We start from the raw sequence: 20,778 nt of genomic DNA, 5'->3' as shown, positions 1-20,778 counted from the left end.
AATTTATAGGTTTGTAATAAAAGCATAAATATGGATTTGACTTGGAATGAATTTGAACGAACCGACATGCGTGTCGGAACCATTGTAGAAGTAAACGATTTTCCTGAAGCCAGAAAACCAGCCTATCAGCTGACAATTGATTTTGGATCAGAAATAGGCATCAGAAAATCATCGGCACAAATAACCAAAAGATATCAAAAAGAAGATTTAGTAAATCGTCAGATTGTGGCTGTTGTCAATTTTCCGAAAAAACAAATCGGAAAATTTATGAGCGAATGTTTGGTTCTTGGTGCTGTAGGCGAGGAGGGAGATGTAATTTTACTGGCTCCCGATTTTAAAATAGAAAATGGACTGAGGATTGGGTAGTTTTTAGTATTCAGTGTTCAGATTTTTAGTGTTCAGTTCTTGGATCCTTAATATTTTAATTGAATTGTCACCCTGAGGGAAGTCGAAGGGCGTTCCTATTGGCACGGGCTTCGACTCCGCTCAGCCTGACAACTGAGCACTAAAAAACTGACCACTGAATACTCTTAATTTATTTTAGAAAGAAACTCACGTAAAATCTCCTGTCCTTCTTCCCAATATTTTAAATCAGAATCGGAGTTAATGTGACCTTGTTTTCCAACGTTTACAAAATCGCTTCCCCATTTTTCTGCAAAGTATTTTTTTCTTTCGAAAAGAGAATAAGGGTCGTTTTCGCTTGCTACCAAAACAGATGGAAAGGGTAATTTGTAAAGTGGCATTGGTGAAAAGTTTCTAGTGCATTCTGGTGTATGTTCCGGTGAATCTACATCTGCTGGAGCGACTAAAAATGCGCCAATAATGTTTGGATTACTATATTTTTCTGCCCAATGCAAAACCAATGAAACGGCTAAGCTGTGCGCAACTAAAATGGTTGGTTTGTCCAGTTTCAAGATATTCTCGTTTAGTCTTTCAAGCCATTCTTCTCGAATAGGCTCGTCCCAATTATCTTGTATAACTCGAATTGAATTTTCGAATTTTCGATGCCAAAAAGTTTGCCAGTGTTTTTCGCCAGAATCTCCAAGTCCTGGTATAATTAATAGTTGTGTCTCCATTGCCGTGGAATTTTTATTTAGTGATTATTTTTTACGTTCTTTTAAAATTCGGTTTACTTCATTAACCAAAAGCGGAAAAGCAGGTTCTGTCATTCCGTGGCCATAACCGTCTAATTCGTATAATTTAGTTTGCGTATGCCCAACCAATTTCATCATTCTGGCCATATAGGCGTTTTCTTCATAACGGCCAAGCATTTCCAATTCACGATCTCCCGTAATTAATAATAATGGCGGAGCATCGGCGCGAACGAAATATAAAGGAGCAAATTCGTCAATTGTTGGCTGTTTCTCTGGAATTCCATTTTCTCTTCTAATCTCAAAATGCGTAATACATTGACTGCTAAACGGGATAAGTCCTGCAATCGAATTAGCATCGATATTTTCTTTTTGAAGCCATTTTTTATCTAAACCAATCATTAAACTTAAATACGCTCCAGCAGAATGTCCGGAAACAAAAATCTGAGATTTATCACCGCCATAATTCGTGATGTTATTAAAAGCCCATGCAACTGCAGCGGCAGCATCTTCAATACATTTGGCAGCTTTTACTTTAGGAGAAAGTCTGTAGTTTACACCAATAATAGCAAAACCTTTATTTTTTAAAGCTTCAGGAATTTCTTTGTTTCCTCCAGTTAATCCGCCGCCGTGAAACCACACAATTGTCGCAAATCCAGTTTTATTTTTTGGATAATAAAGATCTAAAACGCATCTTTCACTGATGTATTTGTCTGCTTTATTTGCTGATGCATTATAATATTGAATGTTATTTTTCGTTTCATATTCTATATGCTGTGCAGAAAGAGAAATTACGAAGAAGAAGAAACTTAAAAGAAGAATTAATTTTTTCATTTTTTGTGAGTTAATAGTAAAATGTTAGAAGTAAAATGTAATCTGTGAAAATGTTGGAGTTGAAAGATGTATGAATTGTACGTCTCACATTTTACAATTCACATCTCAAACATAAATATATAAAAAAAGTCCAAAATGCAGAACAAATTGGACTCTTATATATGTAGATGATTTTGATTAAATATCGTCAAAATCAATATCTGTAAAACTAGATCTTTGGCTTTCAGCCTTTTCAGAGCTATATTCTTTTTTAAAATCTTTTTGGTGTCTTTCAGAAATTACTTCTTCTCCTTTGTGGTTTAAAACATAAGAAGTCATTTCTTCTAAGATTTCAGCAAAAGCACTAAAATCTTCTTTATATAAATAGATTTTGTGTTTTTTGAAGTGAAAAGAACCATCTTCCTCAGTAAATTTTTTGCTTTCGGTAATAGTAATGTAATAATCATCAGCTTTGGTAGCTCTCACATCAAAGAAATAAGTTCTTCTTCCTGCTCGTAATACTTTAGAAAAAATCTCTTCTTTTTCTAACATGTCATTTTCTCTCATAATACGTTCTATCATTTTTGGAATTAATAGTACTCAAAAATCATAAAAATTTATCTATTACGCAACAATTAAAGTAATTCTTTTTCCGAAAGTTGTTTTAAATATAACGCTGCATAATAACCTTCTTGATTTATTAATTGATTATGAGAGCCTTGTTGAATTATACGACCATCTTCGAGGATAATAATTTTGTCTGCATTCTTGGCAGATGATACTCGGTGACTTACAATTATTGTCGTTTTATCTTTAGAAATTTCAAATAAATTATTCAGAATCATTTCTTCGGTTTCGGTGTCAACTGCAGACAAACAATCGTCAAAAAGCAGAATAGCAGGATTTTTAATAATCGCCCTTGCAATCGAAACACGTTGTTTTTGCCCTCCTGAAAGTGTGATTCCTCTTTCTCCTAAAACGGTATCATACTGTTTGTTAAACGCAATAATGTTGTCATGAACTACGGCATTTTTTGCAGCTTCAAAAACCTCTTCATCTGTAGCATTTTGATTTCCGAATTTGATATTGTTTTTAATTGTATCCGAAAAAAGGAAGGCATCTTGAGGCACGATTCCTATATTGTTTCGAAGGTCATTTAAGTTTAAAGAGCTGATTTCGTTTTCATCAATTTTAACTTCACCATCGGTTACATCATATAATCTCGAAATCAAAGAAAGAATGGTTGATTTCCCAGAACCTGTTTTTCCTAAAATAGCTAATGTTTCTCCTTTTTTTACTGTAAAAGAAACATTTTTCAACGCTTCAATATTGGTATCTTGATAAGTAAAAGAAACATTGTCGAAAGTAATATTTCCTTCAATTTCTGATGAGTTTTCGTTGTTATTCTTGATTTCTGGTTCGATTTTCAAAAATTCGTTCAAACGTTTTTGAGAAGCTTCTGCCTCCTGAACCATTGAAGAAACCCAGCCCAAAGAAGCAACTGGCCAAGTCAGCATGTTTACATATAATATGAACTCGGCAATGGTTCCGATATTCGGAATGCTTCCGTTAATATACATCACACCTCCAAAATAAATGACAACCAAATTGCTGATTCCGATAAGGGCAATCATCAGCGGACCAAACAAAGACTGAACTCTTGCCAGACTTAAACTCTTGCGTTTGCTTTCTTCTGCCAGATCCACCATATTATTCTGATGCTGGTTTTCTAAAGAATAGGCTTTGATAACTCGAATTCCAGAAAATATTTCTTGGGTAAAACTCGAAACTTTAGAAAGGTATTGTTGAAAAGTGGTGCTTCGCTTGTTGATTTCTGAACTCAATTTGAAAATACAGTACGATAATATAGGTAAAGGAAGAATTGTGTAAAGTGTAAGCAGTGGCGATACATTATACATATATAATATAACGATCGCAAAACGAATAAATGTATTTATAGTATACATTACCGCTGGCCCCACATACATACGGACTTTGGATACGTCTTCGCTAATTCGATTCATTAAGTCTCCAGTTCTGTTTTGTTTGTAGAAATTCTGAGAAAGATTTTCGTATTGTCTGAAAACTTCATTTTTCAAGTCAAACTCAATATGGCGGGACATTACAATTAAAGTTTGGCGCATTAAAAACGTTAGAAACCCAGCAACAATGGTTGTTCCGATGATAAGCAACACATTATGAATAAGATCCTGACGAAACGCGGCAATAACAACTTCGGACTTTTGATCGGTTGGAGATAGCTTATCAAAATTTTCAATAGCGTTTAAAGACTTACTGATAAGCTTTGGAGTGAAAAGAGAAAATATTTGTGCGATTATAGTGATTAAAATACCTAGTGAAAAACTATATTTATATTTAACGAAATATTTATTTAAATAGCTTAATTCTTTCATTTTTTTAAGAAATCTGATATTGAATTGATTTGTATTTAAGAATTATTATTAAATAAATTTATAATAATTTGCGATTTAATCAAAACAATTATATTGTAAAATTGTTATTTTAAAGATAAAAAATTAGCACATGTGTATTTTTTAATTATGTTTGAGAAGTCTTTTTGACGAATTCATAATTTTAACTAATTTATACTAGCGCTATGGATGCAACTTTCGCAACTGGAAAGGAACTTCAAAAAATGGATCCTGTTTTTGGTCAGTTATCTTTTGACGATCACGAACAAATTGTATTTTGCAATGACAAAGATACAGGTTTAAAAGCAATTATTGGTATTCATAATTCGGTTATGGGGCCAGCTTTGGGAGGAACCAGAATGTGGAATTACAACACAGAATGGGAGGCTTTAAATGATGTTTTACGTCTTTCGAGAGGTATGACCTTTAAATCGGCTATTACTGGACTGAATATTGGTGGAGGTAAAGCGGTTATTATTGGTGATGCTAAAACGCAGAAAACACCTGAGTTAATGCGTAAGTTTGGTGAGTTTGTTCACTCATTAAGCGGAAGATATATTACTGCAGAAGATGTCGGAATGGAAACAAAAGACATGGATACGGTAAGAGATGTAACGCCTTATGTTACGGGTATTTCTGAAGAAAGAGGTGGTTCTGGAAACCCTTCTCCGGTAACTGCTTACGGTGTTTATTTAGGTATGAAAGCTGCTGCTAAAAGTCAGTTTGGAACTGATGTTTTAGATGGAAAAAAAGTTTTGGTACAAGGAATCGGACACGTTGGAGAAACTTTGGTTGAATATTTAACTAAAGAAGGAGCACAGGTTACTATTTCTGATATTAACGAAGAAAAATTATATCAGGTTGCTTCAAAATACAACGCAACAATTTATACTGGTGAAGATTTATATACTGCAGATGTTGATATCTATGCGCCATGTGCGATGGGAGCAACTATCAACGATAATACAATCGAAAAAATTAAAGCTAAAGTGATCGCTGGTGCTGCAAACAACCAGTTGGCAGACGAGAATGTTCACGGAGCTAGATTGACAGAAAGAGGTATTTTATATGCTCCAGATTTCTTAATCAACGCGGGTGGAATTATCAATGTTTATGCGGAATTGGCAAACTACGGTAAAGCTGAAATCATGAGCAAAACAGAGAATATTTATAATACTACTTTAGAAATTATTGATTTCGCTGCTAAAAACAATATTACAACGCACAAAGCGGCGCTTACAATTGCTCAAAACCGTATCGATCAAAGAAGAATCGAGAATGCGGTTAAGTAATTAAGTGTTCAGTTTTTGAGTGTTCAGTTTAATGCTCAATTTTACATGAAATAATAAAAATCTCAGTCTTCAGTTTTTCTGAAAGCTGAGATTTTTTATTTCTACAACTAAGTAAGACTAAGTTCAATACTCAAAACTGACCGCTCAAAAACTGATCACTGACCACTTTTCACATAACTTTTCTCAAAATAAACGTTTTTTTAATGTGTAAATTTTAAAATACGCATCAAAAGTTATACTTTTGCAGACTAATTTTTAAATGTTCTTACACGGTGGTAAATAGAAGACACATACGCGTTAAAGTAATGCAATCCATTTATGCAATGCATCAAAGCGGTTCTGAAAACATGGAAAAAGAAGAGAAATTTCTTTTCTACAGCATTGATAATATTCAGGACTTATACCTTATAATGCTTTCTTCATTGATAGAAATTTGTAAAAAAGAATCTGTTTTTTTACATCTGTCAAGTAAAAAACACCTTGCTACTGCAGCAGAACGTAACCCAAATGAAAAATTTGTAAAGAACAAAATTTTTCAACTTCTTGCAGAAAGCAATTCTCTTAGTATCGCTTTAGAAAATCGTAAAATCAATAACTGGTCTTTAAACGACGATTATATTATTTTGCTTTTAAATGACGTTAAAGCAAGCGATATCTACAAAAAATACATGAGCAATAATGTAAATACATTTGAAGAAGACAGACAATTTATCATTGATTTGTTTGAAAATGTTATTGTTCCAAATGAAAAATTATACGAGTATTTAGAAGATGATAAATTGACTTGGGTTGATGATATTCCGGTTGTAAATACTCATATTGTTAAACAATTAAAAGCAATCAAAACAGAAGATCCAGACGATTTTAGAGTGCCGAAATTGTACAAAGATGTTGAAGATAAAGATTTTGCAAAAGATCTTTTTAGAAGAACAGTTTTAAACGAAACTGCTTTTGCTAAAGAATACGAAGACAAAACGCCAAATTGGGACAGTGATCGTATTGCCGAAATTGATACGATTATCTTGAAAATGGCAATTTGCGAGTTTATTAAATTTCCGTCGATTCCAGTAAAAGTAACTCTTAACGAATATTTAGAAATTGCGAAAGAGTATTCTACACCAAAAAGTAGTATTTTTATCAACGGAATTTTAGATAATTTGGTTAAAGAACTTACTGCCAATAAAAAAATGGTAAAAGTAGGAAGAGGGTTGATGTAGAATTTTAAAATTCCAAAAAATAAATTCCAAATTCCAATACTTTGTCACTCTGAGCGAAGTCGAAGAGCAAAAAGAAAAATATTAAATATAAATCAAAAACAAATTTAAATTATGGGACAATTATCTCAATTTGCGCCATTCCTTTTAATGTTCGTGGTAATCTATTTCTTCATGATCAGACCACAGCAAAAAAGAGCGAAAAACGAAAAAGAATTTGAAAGCAACCTAAAAGTAGGTGATAAAATAGTTACAAAAAGTGGTTTTCACGGTAGAATCGCTGAATTAGCAGAAACTACTGTTGTTATCGAAACCATGTCAGGAAAATTAAAATTAGAGCGTTCTGCTATTTCTTTAGAATTAAGCGCTGCTCTGAATAAAAAAGCTTAAGCTTTTTTTAAATTCCAATAAAATTTAAAAATCCCAAATTCCAATTTTGAAGTGGAATTTGGGATTTTTTGTTTTGTTCAAATAATCGCATTGTATGTCTTTGCGAGGAACTAAGCAATCTCATTTCGGATGTTTTTGACGGACTTGATTAGTGTGGTTGCTTCGTTCCTCGCAATGACAATACTTTGTGTAGAAAAAAAACCTTTGTCAAAGTTTAAAACTTTGACAAAGGTTTACTGTTTAAATTCATTATGGAATTTCTAGTGTGATCCTTCCTTCGTCAGGATGACAAACTACATCGAAATATTTTGCGTTAGACGCACTGCGGTGCGTCTCTACGTAAATCTTTGCGGACATTGCTTTCTCAAAATCTTCGCGTTCTCTGCGAAAAAACCTTTGCGCTCTTTGCGTTAAAACTCTTCAACAGCTCGCATGATGACAACAATATTGGAATTTGGAATTTTAAAAATTTGGAATTTGATTTATCGATATTTATCATTCAATCCAACATTCGACAAAATCATCGGAATTACTTTCTCAATTCTAGTAAGCTTTGTTTTTTCCTGTTTTGCCGATTCTATATATTCTAAAAACTCATATTGCTTGTAAGGAGCAAATTTTTCAAAAGCTTCTTTTAGAGCTGGATTTTGTTCCATTTCTTTATTCAGCAATTCAGAAATAATAGCTTCTTTTTTAGTAGGTTTTATTATTTTTCCTTGCTTTTCGTTTTCAATAGCTTCGTGAATGTATTCTAAAATATCCTTTTCGTTTATTTCTTCTTTTGATTTAAAACGCCATTGACGCAGTGATTTGGTTACTTCTTCCTGAGCGTTGATTAGTTTTTTCTTTTCATCTTTCAAGAAAACACCGTTATAAAACCAAATGGTAAAATAATCTTTAAAACCGCCGAGACCAACAACATTCTTTTTATTGAAAACATACACAGGTGCTCCCCATTTTACAGTTTCAATAAGTTCAGTTTTATCAATAATTGATTTAAGAAGAAGAATTTCTTCCTCCCACTGATTCATTTTGTCCCAAACGTTTTTTTTCTCAGGCATTGCTTAATTTTTTCTTTTAGATTTTTCTGTCTTATCGAAAATTCCAGGAATCGCTGTAAGTTCAGCAATTTTCACAATAACTTCTGTGGCTTTCTGAATACTTTCTGCTGGAACATATTCATATTTTCCATGGAAATTATGCCCACCCGCAAAAATGTTCGGACAAGGTAATCCCATAAACGATAATTGCGAACCGTCAGTTCCACCACGAATTGGTTTGATGATTGGTTTGATGTTCAATTCTCTCATTGCTTTTTCGGCAATATCAACAATATGTTTTACAGGAAGAACTTTTTCCTTCATATTATAATATTGATCTTTCACTTCAGCAATTACAATATCTTCGCCAAACTTCTTCGCGAATTTTTTATTGAATTTCTTCGCAATTTTATGAATAAGCGCTTTTCTGTTTTCGAATTTTTTCTTGTTGTGATCGCGAATAATTAATTCTAAAACCGTTTCTTCGATATTTCCTTTTATATGATGAACGTGGAAAAAACCTTCGTAACCTTTAGTTTCCTGAGGTGTTTCTCCTTTTGGCAATTCGTTGATAAAATCATTAGCCAAAAGCATCGAATTGATCATTTTTCCTTTGGCATAACCTGGGTGAACACTTTTTCCTTTAAAAGTAATTTTAGCTCCAGCTGCGTTGAAATTTTCATATTCTAATTCACCAATCTGGCTTCCATCCATAGTGTAAGCCCATTGCGCTCCGAATTTCTCCACATCAAAATGATGCGCTCCGCGACCGATTTCTTCATCTGGAGTAAAACCGATTCTGATTTTTCCGTGTTTAATTTCTGGATGCTGGATCAGGTATTCCATTGCTGAAACAATTTCTGTGATTCCAGCTTTATCATCGGCGCCTAATAAAGTTGTACCGTCAGTAGTAATGATCGTCTGACCTTTATATTGCAATAAATCTTTAAAGTAGTTTGGAGATAAAATGATGTTTTTCTCCGCATTCAAAACAATATCTTTTCCGTCGTAATTTTCAACGATCTGAGGTTTTACATTTGCTCCGCTAAAATCTGGAGAAGTGTCAAAGTGAGAAACAAAGCCAATTACAGGAACTTCATGCTCAACATTGCTCGGAAGCGTTGCCATGATGTATGCTTTGTCATCAATAGTTACGTCTTCAAGACCGATTGTTTTTAGTTCTTCAACTAATTTATTGGCAAGATTCCATTGTTTTTCTGTACTTGGTGTTGTTTGTGAATTTGGATCCGATTCCGTATCAATCGTTACATAACTGATAAATCGATCTATGATATGTTGCATTTTTTTGATTTTTTAGCAAATATAGAAAAAAAAATCTGCTGGGAAATTTGGCTTTCAATATCTGAATGAATGAAAAAAGGGATTCTAAATTGAATCCCTTTCTGTTATGATAAGTTTGTTATTTACTTTTTACGCATCTAAAACCTAAATGATTGGCTGCAGATCGATATTCTCCTTTTCCTCTTGTTCCAACCATGTAGCGTGTGCAATATTGATCGGTGCATAAAAAAGAACCGCCGCGATGCACTCTTTTGATTTGTGAAGGATCATTCGGATCGTTGTAAGCACTTGGCCCTTGAGGGTTTTTGATCGTTTTTCCGTTTTCTGCCAATGATTTATAATAATCTACACTATACCAGTCGTGTACCCATTCCCATACATTTCCAGCCATATCATATAAACCGTATGCATTTGGAGCATATTGTTTTGTTGGAGCAATTCCTTTAAATCCGTCTTCTCCAGTGTCGCCGTCTTTTATAGGGAAATGTCCCTGATAAATATTTGCTTGAAATTTGCCGTCAGGTTTTAAATTATTTCCCCAAGCGTAAAGATTTCCTGTTTTACCGCCTCTGGCTGCAAATTCCCATTCAGCTTCTGTCGGAAGCCTTTTTCCTGCCCATTTCGCGTAAGCTTCGGCATCTTCATAAACCACATGAACAACAGGATAATTTTCTTTTCCTTTAATGCTGCTTTGCGGTCCATCTGGATGTCTCCAGTCTGCGCCCGGTTCATAACGCCACCATTGAAGAAAATTATTCAAATTAACTGCAGATGGTGTAGGGGTAAATATAACAGAACCTGTAATCAAATCCTCTTCGTTTGCAGTTGGAAATTCTTCTTTTGTTGGTTTTTGTTCCGCAACAGTTACATAGCCTGTCGCTTTTACAAATTTTTCAAATTCTTCGTTCGTAACCTCGGTTTCGTCCATATAATAACCGTCAACGTAAACTCTATGAATAGGAGCCGCATCTTTTGTAACGCCTTTTATACTGCACAAACTTTCGTCTTCTACGTTTGATCCCATTGAGAATTCGCCTCCAGGAATCCAAACCATTCCTTTTGGAGCTTTTACAGCGGGTTTGAATTTGTTTTCTACAGTTGGCTTAAATTCAGATGCTGTATTAGTTGGCGTTTCATGACATTCTGCGGCAACTTTTTTTTCTTCTTTAGCAGCAAATTTGTTGTAACTGTAAGCAATCGAAATAATGGATAATGTAAGCAAAGCAAAAATCCAGAAGGTCTTGTTTTTCATGGTTAATTATTTTTGAACGAATAATGGTTTGTCAATAGTGGGATAAAATTATAAAAATAACTTTATAGTTATACTAATTTTATAGAATTAATGAAATTAACTTTCTTTTTCAACAGACACGACTTCATATTTGTCTTTACCATCCACTTGAACAGGCTGATAGTAAGTTTCTCCAAATTTGATATATTTCACATCTCCAATGGTTACTTCTTCGCCACCTTCTGGCAAACTTTCTACAATTGTTCCTGCTGTAGGAGCTACCACTTTGTAAGTTGATCCGTCTTTTTCGTAATAGGTTCCTCCGTAATAATAATTGTTGACGGTTCCTGTATTAACAGTTTGTGCTCCGCTCGGAATATTATTAACGGTTCCTCCAACAGGAGCTGGCACTGCCGTATAACCACCGCTGCTAGAAGTATACCAAACACCCTGATCATAATGATATTGCTGGCTTTCGACGCTAACTACAATCGCTGTTACGGCCAAAGTGGCTACGAAAAATCCCCAAGGATGCCAAACTGGTCCCCAATAATAAGGTCTGTAAGGGTGATAGTAATACGGATGAAAAGTATTGTATCTATAACCTCCGTATACGTAAGGCGGACGAACGTAAGGGCGAGGTGCAGGTCTTACATAAGTGTTACGGTTGTTCCGAACATGTACGCTATTATTAACGTTAATGTTTACATTATTTCGGTTTCTGTTTACGGTATTGCCGCTGATATTTGTATTTCTGTTTCCAATATTGTTTCTATTTACCGTATTGTTTCTGTTTACTGTATTATTTCTATTTGTTGTAGATGGTCTGACCGCTTTATTATTTGAAGTGGCTGGTCTGGTGATCTTCTTGTTAGAATTTGCAGGTCTTGTGATTTTGTTTCCAGAATTATTGGCCGGACGTTTTATGCCTCCGCCATTAGAACCAGGTCGCGTATGCGTTGCTCCGCCGCCACGGTTTCCACCACCATGACGTTGTGCTAAACTGTCAATTGAAACAAGGAAAAATGTGCCGATCAAACACCAAAGTGCTGATTTTTTTACTGTTTTGGATATATTTTTCATATTCAGTGGTTTATATGAATTAAAGTTATGAAAAAAAATGAACGATTTATCGAAATTGATTGAAAGTTTAGCTGTATGATTTTGAATTACAGTGATATATCCCATTGGATTCTAAAACGCCAGCCTTGCTCTAAAGGCAGCGTTTTGTCTTGAAAACTAAAATAGCTTACTTCTGAAGTAAGTTTGTTTTTATGCCCTTTGAAAAACCAATTAAAAGCCAATGTAGATTCGTCTTGTCTATTTTGTCTAATCGAATTATCTGGTCGGTATGCTGCATGTCTTCCTGCCATTTCTAGTTTTTTTGGCCACCATTCGAAAACATTATGAAAAAAATATCCAGCCTGAATGTAATATCCTTTCATGACGGTCATTTCATCATTATTGTATTTGTCGATAATCTCTTTAGTATGCCATTCACTCTGCCAAGAAAAACCACGAAACATAAAAGCGGTTTCCAGATTCCATTGATTGACTCTATACTGACCTGGCAATCCATCTTCAAAACCATCAAGAGAGCCTCCGCCTGCTTGAGAAAATCGAGTATAAGGACTTCGGTTGGTTACCGCAGAGAAAGCAATTATAGGAGTTGGTTTTTCGTGAAATTCTAAATCACAGCCTTCAAATTCTAGAGATCTCCCTAAAAAGTTCCATTGTGCTCTTCCAAAATACATTAAATGATTGTCGTCATTGGTAGTGCTTCCTCGTCCGGTTCCTGTCAAAGCCGCAGCCCAATAATTAAAATCGGCAATTCCAGTTCCTTTCAAATGACCGTAAACTTCAACTCCGAGCTGTCTGTCTACCGTAAAAGGGCGGTTAATTAAGGATCGGTCAACCATCTGCTGTTCACCGCTGCTTATGAAACGTTCGCGAGTAAATTCTGTTTTCCATTGTCCAACTTTAAAACTCAGCCAATCCCACTTTTCAATCATAAGTCTGAAATCAAGCAAATTGGACTGACTTAATTCGTATTCCCAATAATATTTAAGCCAAGGTTCAAAAGCATGACCGCCAATTTTAAGTCGCGCACGATTAATTTTAAAAGTCGTTTTAGCATCTTGACTGTAGTCGTCATACGTTAGAGGATCGGTATCATTTGGTGTTGAAAAACGAAACTGAAGTCGGCTTGCCAATTGAAAAAGAAATTTCTTGTCTCGAGTTTCTAGTTCGATTCCTTTATTGCCATAACGCACATTCATCAATTTAGTAGTGTCTTTTTCTTGTTGCGCAAATCCGTCTAATGCGAGTGCAAAAAATAAGGCTAAGAAAACCAGTTTAAAAAAGCGATTTGATTTATTCTTTTTGAATAACATATAGCGATCATTAAATAGTATTTAAAAGTAGCTAATATCTGTATCAGAGCAATCTGTCCACAAACCAAAACAGGTTTCATATTATAATTTGCAACAAAAAAGTATGCAATTGGCGGTGTTAATTCTTTTATTTAGGAATTGAACAAAATAGAAATTATTTGTTTTTGGAAATAAGCACCTTTTTAAACTATAATATCTAAATTTGCAGCTGAAAAAATAACACAACACAACTCTTATGTATAAATTGATAATTCGTCCGATACTTTTTTGTTTTGATCCTGAAAAAGTGCATTACTTTACTTTTTCTTTTGTAAAATTCATTTCAAAAATACCTGGAGTTTCGGCAATTATAAGATCAATTTATGAAGTAAAAGACGCTCGATTAGAAAGAGAAGTTTTCGGAATTAAATTTAAAAACCCAGTTGGACTTGCGGCAGGTTTTGATAAAGATGCCAAATTATATAAAGAACTAGGCGATTTTGGTTTTGGTTTTATTGAAATCGGAACGGTAACGCCAGTTGGACAGGAAGGAAATCCGAAAAAACGTTTATTCAGATTAAAGGAAGACCAAGCGATTATCAACCGAATGGGATTTAATAATGGAGGTGTTCTTGAAGCTGTAGAACGTTTGAAAAAGAATTCGGGTGTTTTGATTGGAGGAAACATCGGAAAAAATAAAGTAACCGATAACGAAGATGCGGTAAAAGATTACATCATTTGTTTTGATGCGCTTTTTAACCATGTTGATTATTTTGTAGTGAATGTGAGTTCGCCAAATACACCAAATTTAAGAGCTTTACAAGATAAAGAACCTTTGACAGCTTTATTGCAGACTTTGCAGAATAGAAATGTTGAAAAACAAAAAACAAGTTCTCAAAAAGTAAAACCTATTCTTCTTAAAATCGCTCCAGACTTAACAGATGAGCAATTATTAGATATTATTGATATTGTAAAAACAACTCAGATTGCTGGTGTAATTGCAACAAATACTACTATTTCTAGAGAAGGTTTACAATCTGCAAACCAATCAGAAATGGGTGGTTTGTCTGGAAAACCTTTAACCAAACGTTCTACGGAAGTAATCCGTTTCCTTTCAGAAAAAAGCAATAAAGCATTCCCAATTATTGGAGTAGGAGGAATTCATTCTGCAGACGATGCTATTGAAAAACTAAATGCAGGTGCAAGTTTGGTGCAATTGTACACTGGTTTTATTTACGAAGGCCCAGCTTTAATAAAAGCAATTAACAAAAAAGTTTTAGGGCAATTGTAAAAGTAACGCCTGAATTACAAGGCCGACAATTATTGCAATTCCAAAACTGATTAAGGTTCCAATCATTACATATTCTGTAAGTTTTCGGTCTTTGGCTTCTTTTAGATCTCCGAATCTAAAAATAGATTTAGCGGCCAAAAGAAATCCGATTGCTTCAAAATGAGCGGTAAGAATAAAGCAAACCACAAGAAGACGTTCTAGAATACCAATATAATTTCCTGCATTGGCAAGAGAAAAATCTTGATGGCTATTTTGGCTTTCTGGACTCCAGATCGAAATAATGGTTTTGATAAAAATCGAAGTTGGTTTGGTAATCAATAATAATCCTGTTATTAGAATCCAGAATTCATTATCAGACCAGAAATTTATGATGCTTTTGTTTTGATACAGTAGAATAATTCCAATCAAAATTAAAATATGAGCAATTTGGTCGACAACAAACCAAGTTCGTTTGGTTTTCTTTTTCTGAAAATTCAGTTTAAGGAGATCAACAGTTCCATGTGTAACGGCAATTAAAACAGCGTACGGTATAAAACGGATTTCTCCCGCCAGAATTGCAGCTAAAACTCCATGAAGCAAAATATGAACATATAAGTAAATGCTTTTATGTTTTTTAGTTTCTTTATCGGCGACCCAAGAATTGGGCTGCCAGATAAAATCGCCTAATAAATGAGCGAGAAGCAGTTTTATAAATAAGATCATGAGGCTGTAAATTGTTTTATTTGTTTTCTAAAATAGCGGTCTAAATTCATAACCAGATCAAACTGCGCGCGCTTTTGTCTTCGACTCACAGCAGCCTGATTTATACCGAGTTTTTGTCCTAATTCTTCTTGAGATAATGTAGGGTTTTCAATAGCAAGAGCAACAAATTCTGCCGATTGTACCAGCCAACTATCCATAAATGTTAACGCTAGCTGTAGCATTAAATTCAGATTTTCATTCAAACTAAAATCTCCCGTTCGCACGGCCAAAGTAACTTTCTGTTTTTTTAAAGTTTCAAAAAGTTCTCCCGAATTAATAAAAGCAGAGCCATTGCTTTCAGATATTCTCTCAGCATTGTGCGTTTTATCTCCAAAACCAATGCTCATGCGTGCATCCGATTTTAGCGCTCTTAAACGAGCTTTTATCAAAATAGCAGTTAGCAGCGCATCTTCGGGATTGGCAACTTCAATTTGAAATTCATCCCCTCGATACACTTCCCACTGACTCGGTGTTTTGCCCAATGGGACTAAGATTTTTTTCAAATCTTCTACCCAATGTTCCGATTTTTGCTGTCTTGAACCAATTATATCGCCTGTAATTACACTAGTCATAACCAAATATAATTAAAAAATAATAAACTTTCTATTACAAATATAAGTAATAAATTTTATTATTACGTTTTTTGGTAATAATTTACAATATTACATTTTTTGGTAATTAATTGTAAAATTACGGTTTAATGTAATATTTTATTAAGTGTACTGTAGAGGCGAACTGCAGTGCGTCTCTACAAATACACGATGTATATATTGCATACGCATCCAATCTAATTAAATGAACTTATATTACTATATGGTTTAAAAAAAAACATAATTTTTATTTCTTTAAAAAAGAAACTAACTTAGCCTTTACAAAAGAATAAGCTTTGAGTAAAGAAATCAAAATCATCGAATGTCCTCGAGATGCCATGCAGGGCATTAAGACTTTTATTCCAACAAAAAATAAAGTTACTTATATACAAGCTTTATTGCGAGTTGGCTTTGATACCATCGATTTTGGAAGTTTTGTTTCTCCAAAAGCTATTCCGCAAATGCAGGATACGGCTGCCGTTTTAGAACAGCTTGATTTGTCACAAACTACAAGTAAACTGCTTGCAATTATTGCCAATACGCAAGGTGCGGTAGCAGCATCCAATTATGAGCAGATTCAATATTTAGGTTTTCCCTTTTCTATTTCTGAGAACTTTCAGATGCGTAATACGCACAAAACCATAGCCGAATCTTTGGTAACGCTCGAAGAAATTCTGGAAGTTGCCGATAAGAAAAACAAAGAAGTGGTAACCTATCTTTCTATGGGGTTTGGAAATCCGTACGGAGATCCGTGGAATGTTGAAATTGTCGCAGAATGGACAGAAAAACTGGCTGGAATGGGCGTAAAGATTTTATCGCTTTCCGATACTGTCGGAACTTCTACTCCCGAGGTAATTACGTATTTGTTTTCAGATTTAATTCCGAAATATCCAGAAATTGAGTTTGGCGCTCATCTTCATACCACACCCGAAAGCTGGTTCGAAAAAATCGATGCTGCAGGAAAAGCCGGCTGTACCCGTTTTGATGGTGCTATTCAAGGTTTTGGCGGTTGCCCAATGGCGACCGATAAATTAACTGGAAACATGCCAACAGAAAAATTGGTTTCGTATTTTACTGCCAATAAAAAAATAACAGGACTTAATTCACTCAGTTTTGAAAGCGCTTACAACGAAGCTTCGAAATTGTTTGGAAAGTTTCATTAAAAAACTGTTATATTTTCTTACCTTCGATAATCATTGTAAACATAATGCGTTACATTTAGTATCGATATAAATATTGTCATGAGATCACGCTCCATCAGTAAAATTTTCAGCATATTTTTTTCCGTTTTCCTATTGTTTTCCTGTTCCAGTGAGTTAGATTTCGATCAGGTAAATGATTTTAAGCTAGAGCCCGTTTTTGTAGCCAACCTAGCTTATTTTGATATTCCTGCAAATAAACTCGTAGATGACGGAGGAACCAATATCTATCCTGACGTAAGAGATTTTGATATATTTAAGGATAAATTTTTTAACGAACGTCTTAAAAAAGCTGAATTTGATTTTGAAGTAGAAAATAATATAAATCGTGCTTTTATCATCAATATGATTTTGCTTAATGCAGAAAATCAGCCTTTACAAACTATATCTTTTGCAGTTCCATCCTATAAAGGAACACCAAATGTTATAAAATACCCAACAGAGGTTTTTGAAAACACGCGATTAGATCTTTTAAAACAAACCCAAAGAATTGGTTTTGTGGTAATTATTACTGCAGGGCCTCCATTAAACAGTGAGAGTTTAGGAAATTTAAAATTAAGATCAAGTGCCACTGCTTATTTAGTAATCGAATGAGAAAAACGCTAATTCTTTGCTTGTTTTTTCATCTTTCTTGTTTTGCGCAAAACAGAGAGCTGTTATATAATTTTACTTCAATTCCGCAGTCTTCTCTTGTAAATCCGGGAGCCGATGTTTCATATAAATATTATTTCGGATTTCCCATTTTATCTGGGATTTCAGCCAATGTGGGCTCCAGCAGTTTTTCTGCCTACGATCTGTTTGCAGACAATGGCGTAGACTTCAATCAAAAAGTTCGAAATGTTATTAATAAATCATCTAGCCGAGATAAAGTCGTAACCAACCAGCAATTGGAGTTATTTTCTGGCGGATTTAGAGTAGGAGGAAGAGACAGTAAATCTTACGTTTCATTTGGAGTCTATCAGGAATTTGATTTTTTTATGTTTGTTCCAAAAGATCTAGCTTTGTTAGCTTTAGACGGGAATAGAGATTATATTGGAAAATCGTTTAATCTGGGAGATTTGAATATGAAGGCTGAGGTGCTTTCTGTTTTTCATGTTGGTTTTCATAAAAAAGTCAATGATAAATTGGTGCTTGGAGGACGCGCCAAAATCTACTCGAGCGGTGCAAATGCAACTTCGACAAAAAATTCAGGATACATTTATACGGGCCAGCAGGCAGGAACTCCAAATCTTTATAACCAAGTTATTTCTTCCAATTTAGAATTAAAAACTTCTGGACTATCTAGTTTTACAAAAGATGAATACGAAGGAAATATTGCTCGAGATCTTGTTAATAATACTTTTTTTAACGGAAGTTTAGGTTTTGGTGTAGATGCCGGAATTACCTATTATATAAAAGACAATCTGCAGTTCACGGCAAGTATTGTCGATTTGGGATTTGTGAGACAAACCAAAGATATCGAAACACTTACCTATAAAGGAACTTATCAATACAATGGAGCAAATCCAGACTTTTTTAGTTTAGATGATCCCGAAAATGTTTTTGATGAATTTGACAAAGCCATTCCTAGAGATACGCTTTATAATAAATATACCACTTGGCGTCCGACAAAAATTTATTCTTCCATTCAATATTCTTTTGGCGAGGCACGTCCAGACGATGAATGCAACTGCCGTGGCAGCGTCGAAAAATATTATAAAAATGCTGTTGGACTTCAGCTTTTCGGAATGTCTGCTCCGCGTGAGCCTTTAGTTGCCTTGACTGCTTTTTATAGAAGAAATATTTTTAGAAAATTAGATTTGAAAGCCACTTATACTTTCGATACTTTTTCAAATAAAAACATCGGTTTAGGACTCGCCGGAACAATCGGGCCAGTAAATATTTATGCACTCGTCAATAATATTTTAGAATATAAAGATATTTCTAAAGCCAGCAGCGCCTCATTTCAGCTCGGAATTAATTTTGTGTTCCAAGACAAAGACGATTGAATTTATGAATATTATTAGAAGCTATTTCCAGCTGTCCATTACAAGCACTCGAGCCAAAAAACTTTTTTTCAAGATTTAAAAAGAGCTTCCGCTGGTCGCTTTTTTAAATCAGAAAAAAATGTTTTTTGGCTTTTCGTGGCTTTCCATTTCCATCTGGGCTAGGGTGTATTCTTTGTAAGATGATTCGTGTAAAATCAATTTTATGAATAAGTTAGTATTCAAGTTAGCAATTTATTCACTATATTTGCACGCAATTCAACTAGAAATTGCAACATGATAGCACACAACTCCAAGATTATCGGCGAAGGTTTAACTTACGACGATGTATTATTAGTACCTAACTACTCGAATGTGCTTCCCCGCGAAGTGAGCATTAAATCAAAATTCTCAAGAAACATTACATTAAACGTTCCGATTGTATCTGCTGCTATGGATACAGTTACAGAAAGTGCAATGGCAATCGCTATGGCACAAGAAGGCGGAATTGGTGTTTTACATAAAAATATGACGATCGAACAGCAGGCAGGAAAAGTTCGAAAAGTAAAACGTGCAGAAGCTGGAATGATTATCGATCCAGTAACGCTTCCTTTAACTTCTACAATTGCAGATGCAAAAAATGCAATGAAAGAATTCGGTATCGGCGGTATTCCAATCGTTGACGAAAACAAAATCTTAAAAGGTATTGTAACCAATCGTGACTTACGTTTCGAAAAAAATGGTGCAAGACCGATCGTTGAGGTTATGACAAGCCAAAACTTAGTTACTGTTGCCGAAGGAACTTCATTAGAGCAGGCAGAAGTAGTTTTACAAGGTCATAAAATCGAAAAATTACCTGTTGTAAATGCAAATAACGAACTAGTAGGTTTAATTACCTTTAGAGATATTACCAAATTGACTCAAAAACCAATTGCTAATAAAGATAGCTTTGGACGTTTGAGGGTTGCTGCTGCTATTGGAGTTACTGGAGATGCTGTTCAAAGAGCAGAGGCTTTGGTTGCTGCAGGGGTAGATGCCATCATTATCGATACAGCTCACGGACATACAGAAGGTGTGGTGAATGTATTGAAAGAAGTAAAATCAAAATTCCCTCAAATAGATGTAATCGTTGGAAACATCGCAACTCCAGAAGCTGCTAAATATTTAGTAGAAAGCGGAGCAGACGGAGTAAAAGTTGGAATCGGACCTGGTTCTATCTGTACGACTCGTATTGTTGCGGGTGTTGGTTTTCCTCAATTCTCTGCAGTTTTAGAAGTTGCTGCTGCAATTAAAGGAACTGGAGTTCCAGTTATTGCTGACGGTGGAATTCGTTATACAGGAGATATTCCTAAAGCAATCGCTGCAGGTGCTGACTGTGTAATGTTAGGTTCATTATTAGCTGGTACAAAAGAATCTCCAGGAGAAACGATCATTTTTGAAGGAAGAAAATTCAAATCGTATCGCGGAATGGGATCTGTTGAAGCAATGCAAACAGGCTCTAAAGACCGTTATTTCCAAGATGTTGAAGATGACGTTAAGAAATTAGTTCCAGAAGGAATTGTTGGACGTGTTCCTTACAAAGGAGAGTTAAACGAAAGTATGCTTCAGTTTATTGGAGGTCTTCGTGCTGGAATGGGATACTGCGGTTCAAAAGATATTCCGACTTTACAAGAATCTGGACGTTTTGTTAGAATCACTTCTAGCGGAATCACTGAAAGTCACCCGCATAACGTAACAATTACAAAAGAAGCTCCGAATTATTCTAGATAATTTTAAGCTTTCGAGATAAAAAAAAGGCGTAAGATTTTAATTCTTA

General features: G+C 34.7%; 20 protein-coding genes. 9 read left to right on the top strand and 11 right to left on the bottom strand.

From position 1 onward, the window contains the following. Nucleotides 1-30 precede the first annotated feature (30 nt). On the top strand, nt 31-366 hold the full coding sequence (locus ACWA1F_RS10045; RefSeq protein WP_456893635.1) for a tRNA-binding protein: 336 nt from the start codon (nt 31-33) through the stop codon (nt 364-366). A gap of 164 nt (nt 367-530) precedes the next feature. On the opposite strand, the gene ACWA1F_RS10040 is transcribed toward ACWA1F_RS10045, so the two are convergent. The 4 genes from ACWA1F_RS10040 to ACWA1F_RS10025 form a co-directional block, all read right to left on the bottom strand. Next, nucleotides 531-1,076: an RBBP9/YdeN family alpha/beta hydrolase gene (locus ACWA1F_RS10040; RefSeq protein ID WP_456893634.1), complete on the bottom strand. Its 546-nt coding sequence runs from the start codon at nt 1,074-1,076 to the stop codon at nt 531-533. 24 nt (nt 1,077-1,100) lie between these two features. After that, on the bottom strand, nt 1,101-1,925 hold the full coding sequence (locus ACWA1F_RS10035) for an alpha/beta hydrolase (RefSeq protein ID WP_456893633.1): 825 nt from the start codon (nt 1,923-1,925) through the stop codon (nt 1,101-1,103). Nucleotides 1,926-2,102: 177 nt separating this feature from the next. Next, a complete protein-coding gene (locus tag ACWA1F_RS10030; protein ID WP_306157030.1) occupies nt 2,103-2,471 on the bottom strand; it encodes a PUR family DNA/RNA-binding protein in 369 nt (122 codons plus the stop codon). A gap of 68 nt (nt 2,472-2,539) precedes the next feature. Then, nucleotides 2,540-4,318 carry an ABC transporter ATP-binding protein gene (locus tag ACWA1F_RS10025; RefSeq protein ID WP_456893632.1) on the bottom strand — a complete coding sequence of 593 codons (1,779 nt, stop codon included), beginning with the start codon at nt 4,316-4,318 and terminating at the stop codon, nt 2,540-2,542. A gap of 203 nt (nt 4,319-4,521) precedes the next feature. On the opposite strand from ACWA1F_RS10025, the gene ACWA1F_RS10020 reads away from it, so the two are divergent. The 3 genes from ACWA1F_RS10020 to yajC all read left to right on the top strand — a co-directional run bounded on the left by ACWA1F_RS10020 (nt 4,522) and on the right by yajC (nt 7,232). Then, entirely contained in the window at nt 4,522-5,628 is a 1,107-nt protein-coding gene (locus ACWA1F_RS10020; protein ID WP_456893631.1) for a Glu/Leu/Phe/Val family dehydrogenase, read from the top strand. A 305-nt stretch (nt 5,629-5,933) separates the two neighbouring features. Then, nucleotides 5,934-6,845, top strand: coding sequence for a transcription antitermination factor NusB (gene nusB / locus ACWA1F_RS10015; RefSeq protein ID WP_306157005.1), 912 nt, complete (start codon nt 5,934-5,936; stop codon nt 6,843-6,845). A gap of 111 nt (nt 6,846-6,956) precedes the next feature. Then, nucleotides 6,957-7,232, top strand: a complete 276-nt coding sequence (yajC, locus tag ACWA1F_RS10010) for a preprotein translocase subunit YajC (RefSeq protein WP_306157003.1) — start codon at nt 6,957-6,959, stop codon at nt 7,230-7,232. Between the two features lie 482 nt (nt 7,233-7,714). On the opposite strand, the gene ACWA1F_RS10005 is transcribed toward yajC, so the two are convergent. The 5 genes from ACWA1F_RS10005 to ACWA1F_RS09985 form a co-directional block, all read right to left on the bottom strand. Beyond that, complete coding sequence (locus tag ACWA1F_RS10005; protein WP_456893630.1) at nt 7,715-8,293, bottom strand: YdeI/OmpD-associated family protein; 579 nt, start codon at nt 8,291-8,293, stop codon at nt 7,715-7,717. Nucleotides 8,294-8,296: 3 nt separating this feature from the next. Next, entirely contained in the window at nt 8,297-9,574 is a 1,278-nt protein-coding gene (gene pepT, locus ACWA1F_RS10000) for a peptidase T (protein ID WP_456893629.1), read from the bottom strand. A 118-nt stretch (nt 9,575-9,692) separates the two neighbouring features. Next, nucleotides 9,693-10,826 (bottom strand): formylglycine-generating enzyme family protein, encoded by a 1,134-nt coding sequence (locus ACWA1F_RS09995; RefSeq protein ID WP_456893628.1) that lies wholly within the window; start codon nt 10,824-10,826, stop codon nt 9,693-9,695. A gap of 96 nt (nt 10,827-10,922) precedes the next feature. Next, nucleotides 10,923-11,888 (bottom strand): DUF6515 family protein, encoded by a 966-nt coding sequence (locus ACWA1F_RS09990; RefSeq protein ID WP_306156996.1) that lies wholly within the window; start codon nt 11,886-11,888, stop codon nt 10,923-10,925. An 86-nt stretch (nt 11,889-11,974) separates the two neighbouring features. After that, a complete protein-coding gene (locus ACWA1F_RS09985; protein ID WP_456893627.1) occupies nt 11,975-13,198 on the bottom strand; it encodes an OprO/OprP family phosphate-selective porin in 1,224 nt (407 codons plus the stop codon). Between the two features lie 235 nt (nt 13,199-13,433). Between ACWA1F_RS09985 and ACWA1F_RS09980 the strand changes: the two genes are divergently transcribed. Beyond that, nucleotides 13,434-14,468, top strand: coding sequence for a quinone-dependent dihydroorotate dehydrogenase (locus tag ACWA1F_RS09980; protein ID WP_306156992.1), 1,035 nt, complete (start codon nt 13,434-13,436; stop codon nt 14,466-14,468). Here ACWA1F_RS09980 and ACWA1F_RS09975 read toward each other — a convergent pair. Then, nucleotides 14,454-15,170, bottom strand: a complete 717-nt coding sequence (locus ACWA1F_RS09975) for a DUF3307 domain-containing protein (protein WP_456893626.1) — start codon at nt 15,168-15,170, stop codon at nt 14,454-14,456. The genes ACWA1F_RS09980 and ACWA1F_RS09975 overlap by 15 nt on opposite strands. Further along, complete coding sequence (locus ACWA1F_RS09970; protein WP_456893625.1) at nt 15,167-15,781, bottom strand: hypothetical protein; 615 nt, start codon at nt 15,779-15,781, stop codon at nt 15,167-15,169. Before ACWA1F_RS09970 ends, ACWA1F_RS09975 begins: the two co-directional genes overlap by 4 nt. 314 nt (nt 15,782-16,095) lie before the next feature. On the opposite strand from ACWA1F_RS09970, the gene ACWA1F_RS09965 reads away from it, so the two are divergent. From ACWA1F_RS09965 to guaB, 4 genes are all read left to right on the top strand, one after another. Further along, nucleotides 16,096-16,962 (top strand): hydroxymethylglutaryl-CoA lyase, encoded by an 867-nt coding sequence (locus ACWA1F_RS09965; RefSeq protein WP_456893624.1) that lies wholly within the window; start codon nt 16,096-16,098, stop codon nt 16,960-16,962. 78 nt (nt 16,963-17,040) lie between these two features. After that, a complete protein-coding gene (locus ACWA1F_RS09960) occupies nt 17,041-17,592 on the top strand; it encodes a hypothetical protein (protein WP_456893623.1) in 552 nt (183 codons plus the stop codon). Further along, nucleotides 17,589-18,986 (top strand): DUF5723 family protein, encoded by a 1,398-nt coding sequence (locus tag ACWA1F_RS09955; RefSeq protein WP_456893622.1) that lies wholly within the window; start codon nt 17,589-17,591, stop codon nt 18,984-18,986. The genes ACWA1F_RS09960 and ACWA1F_RS09955 overlap by 4 nt, the downstream gene beginning before the upstream one ends. Nucleotides 18,987-19,259: 273 nt before the next feature. Continuing rightward, complete coding sequence (guaB, locus tag ACWA1F_RS09950) at nt 19,260-20,732, top strand: IMP dehydrogenase (RefSeq protein WP_456893621.1); 1,473 nt, start codon at nt 19,260-19,262, stop codon at nt 20,730-20,732. Nucleotides 20,733-20,778 lie beyond the last annotated feature (46 nt).

The sequence above is a fragment of the Flavobacterium erigeronis genome (assembly GCF_054075165.1).
Note: the sequence above shows the minus strand (reverse complement) of the source record. Positions and strands in the feature narration are given on the sequence as shown.

What these genes read in the sequence shown, in the direction of transcription:
- ACWA1F_RS10045 (WP_456893635.1), top strand. Translation starts at nt 31, where the DNA reads ATGGATTTGACTTGGAATGAATTTGAACGAACCGACATGCGTGTCGGA.
- ACWA1F_RS10040 (WP_456893634.1), bottom strand. Translation starts at nt 1,076, where the DNA reads ATGGAGACACAACTATTAATTATACCAGGACTTGGAGATTCTGGCGAA.
- ACWA1F_RS10035 (WP_456893633.1), bottom strand. Translation starts at nt 1,925, where the DNA reads ATGAAAAAATTAATTCTTCTTTTAAGTTTCTTCTTCTTCGTAATTTCT.
- ACWA1F_RS10030 (WP_306157030.1), bottom strand. Translation starts at nt 2,471, where the DNA reads ATGAGAGAAAATGACATGTTAGAAAAAGAAGAGATTTTTTCTAAAGTA.
- ACWA1F_RS10025 (WP_456893632.1), bottom strand. Translation starts at nt 4,318, where the DNA reads ATGAAAGAATTAAGCTATTTAAATAAATATTTCGTTAAATATAAATAT.
- ACWA1F_RS10020 (WP_456893631.1), top strand. Translation starts at nt 4,522, where the DNA reads ATGGATGCAACTTTCGCAACTGGAAAGGAACTTCAAAAAATGGATCCT.
- nusB (WP_306157005.1), top strand. Translation starts at nt 5,934, where the DNA reads ATGCAATCCATTTATGCAATGCATCAAAGCGGTTCTGAAAACATGGAA.
- yajC (WP_306157003.1), top strand. Translation starts at nt 6,957, where the DNA reads ATGGGACAATTATCTCAATTTGCGCCATTCCTTTTAATGTTCGTGGTA.
- ACWA1F_RS10005 (WP_456893630.1), bottom strand. Translation starts at nt 8,293, where the DNA reads ATGCCTGAGAAAAAAAACGTTTGGGACAAAATGAATCAGTGGGAGGAA.
- pepT (WP_456893629.1), bottom strand. Translation starts at nt 9,574, where the DNA reads ATGCAACATATCATAGATCGATTTATCAGTTATGTAACGATTGATACG.
- ACWA1F_RS09995 (WP_456893628.1), bottom strand. Translation starts at nt 10,826, where the DNA reads ATGAAAAACAAGACCTTCTGGATTTTTGCTTTGCTTACATTATCCATT.
- ACWA1F_RS09990 (WP_306156996.1), bottom strand. Translation starts at nt 11,888, where the DNA reads ATGAAAAATATATCCAAAACAGTAAAAAAATCAGCACTTTGGTGTTTG.
- ACWA1F_RS09985 (WP_456893627.1), bottom strand. Translation starts at nt 13,198, where the DNA reads ATGTTATTCAAAAAGAATAAATCAAATCGCTTTTTTAAACTGGTTTTC.
- ACWA1F_RS09980 (WP_306156992.1), top strand. Translation starts at nt 13,434, where the DNA reads ATGTATAAATTGATAATTCGTCCGATACTTTTTTGTTTTGATCCTGAA.
- ACWA1F_RS09975 (WP_456893626.1), bottom strand. Translation starts at nt 15,170, where the DNA reads ATGATCTTATTTATAAAACTGCTTCTCGCTCATTTATTAGGCGATTTT.
- ACWA1F_RS09970 (WP_456893625.1), bottom strand. Translation starts at nt 15,781, where the DNA reads ATGACTAGTGTAATTACAGGCGATATAATTGGTTCAAGACAGCAAAAA.
- ACWA1F_RS09960 (WP_456893623.1), top strand. Translation starts at nt 17,041, where the DNA reads ATGAGATCACGCTCCATCAGTAAAATTTTCAGCATATTTTTTTCCGTT.
- ACWA1F_RS09955 (WP_456893622.1), top strand. Translation starts at nt 17,589, where the DNA reads ATGAGAAAAACGCTAATTCTTTGCTTGTTTTTTCATCTTTCTTGTTTT.
- guaB (WP_456893621.1), top strand. Translation starts at nt 19,260, where the DNA reads ATGATAGCACACAACTCCAAGATTATCGGCGAAGGTTTAACTTACGAC.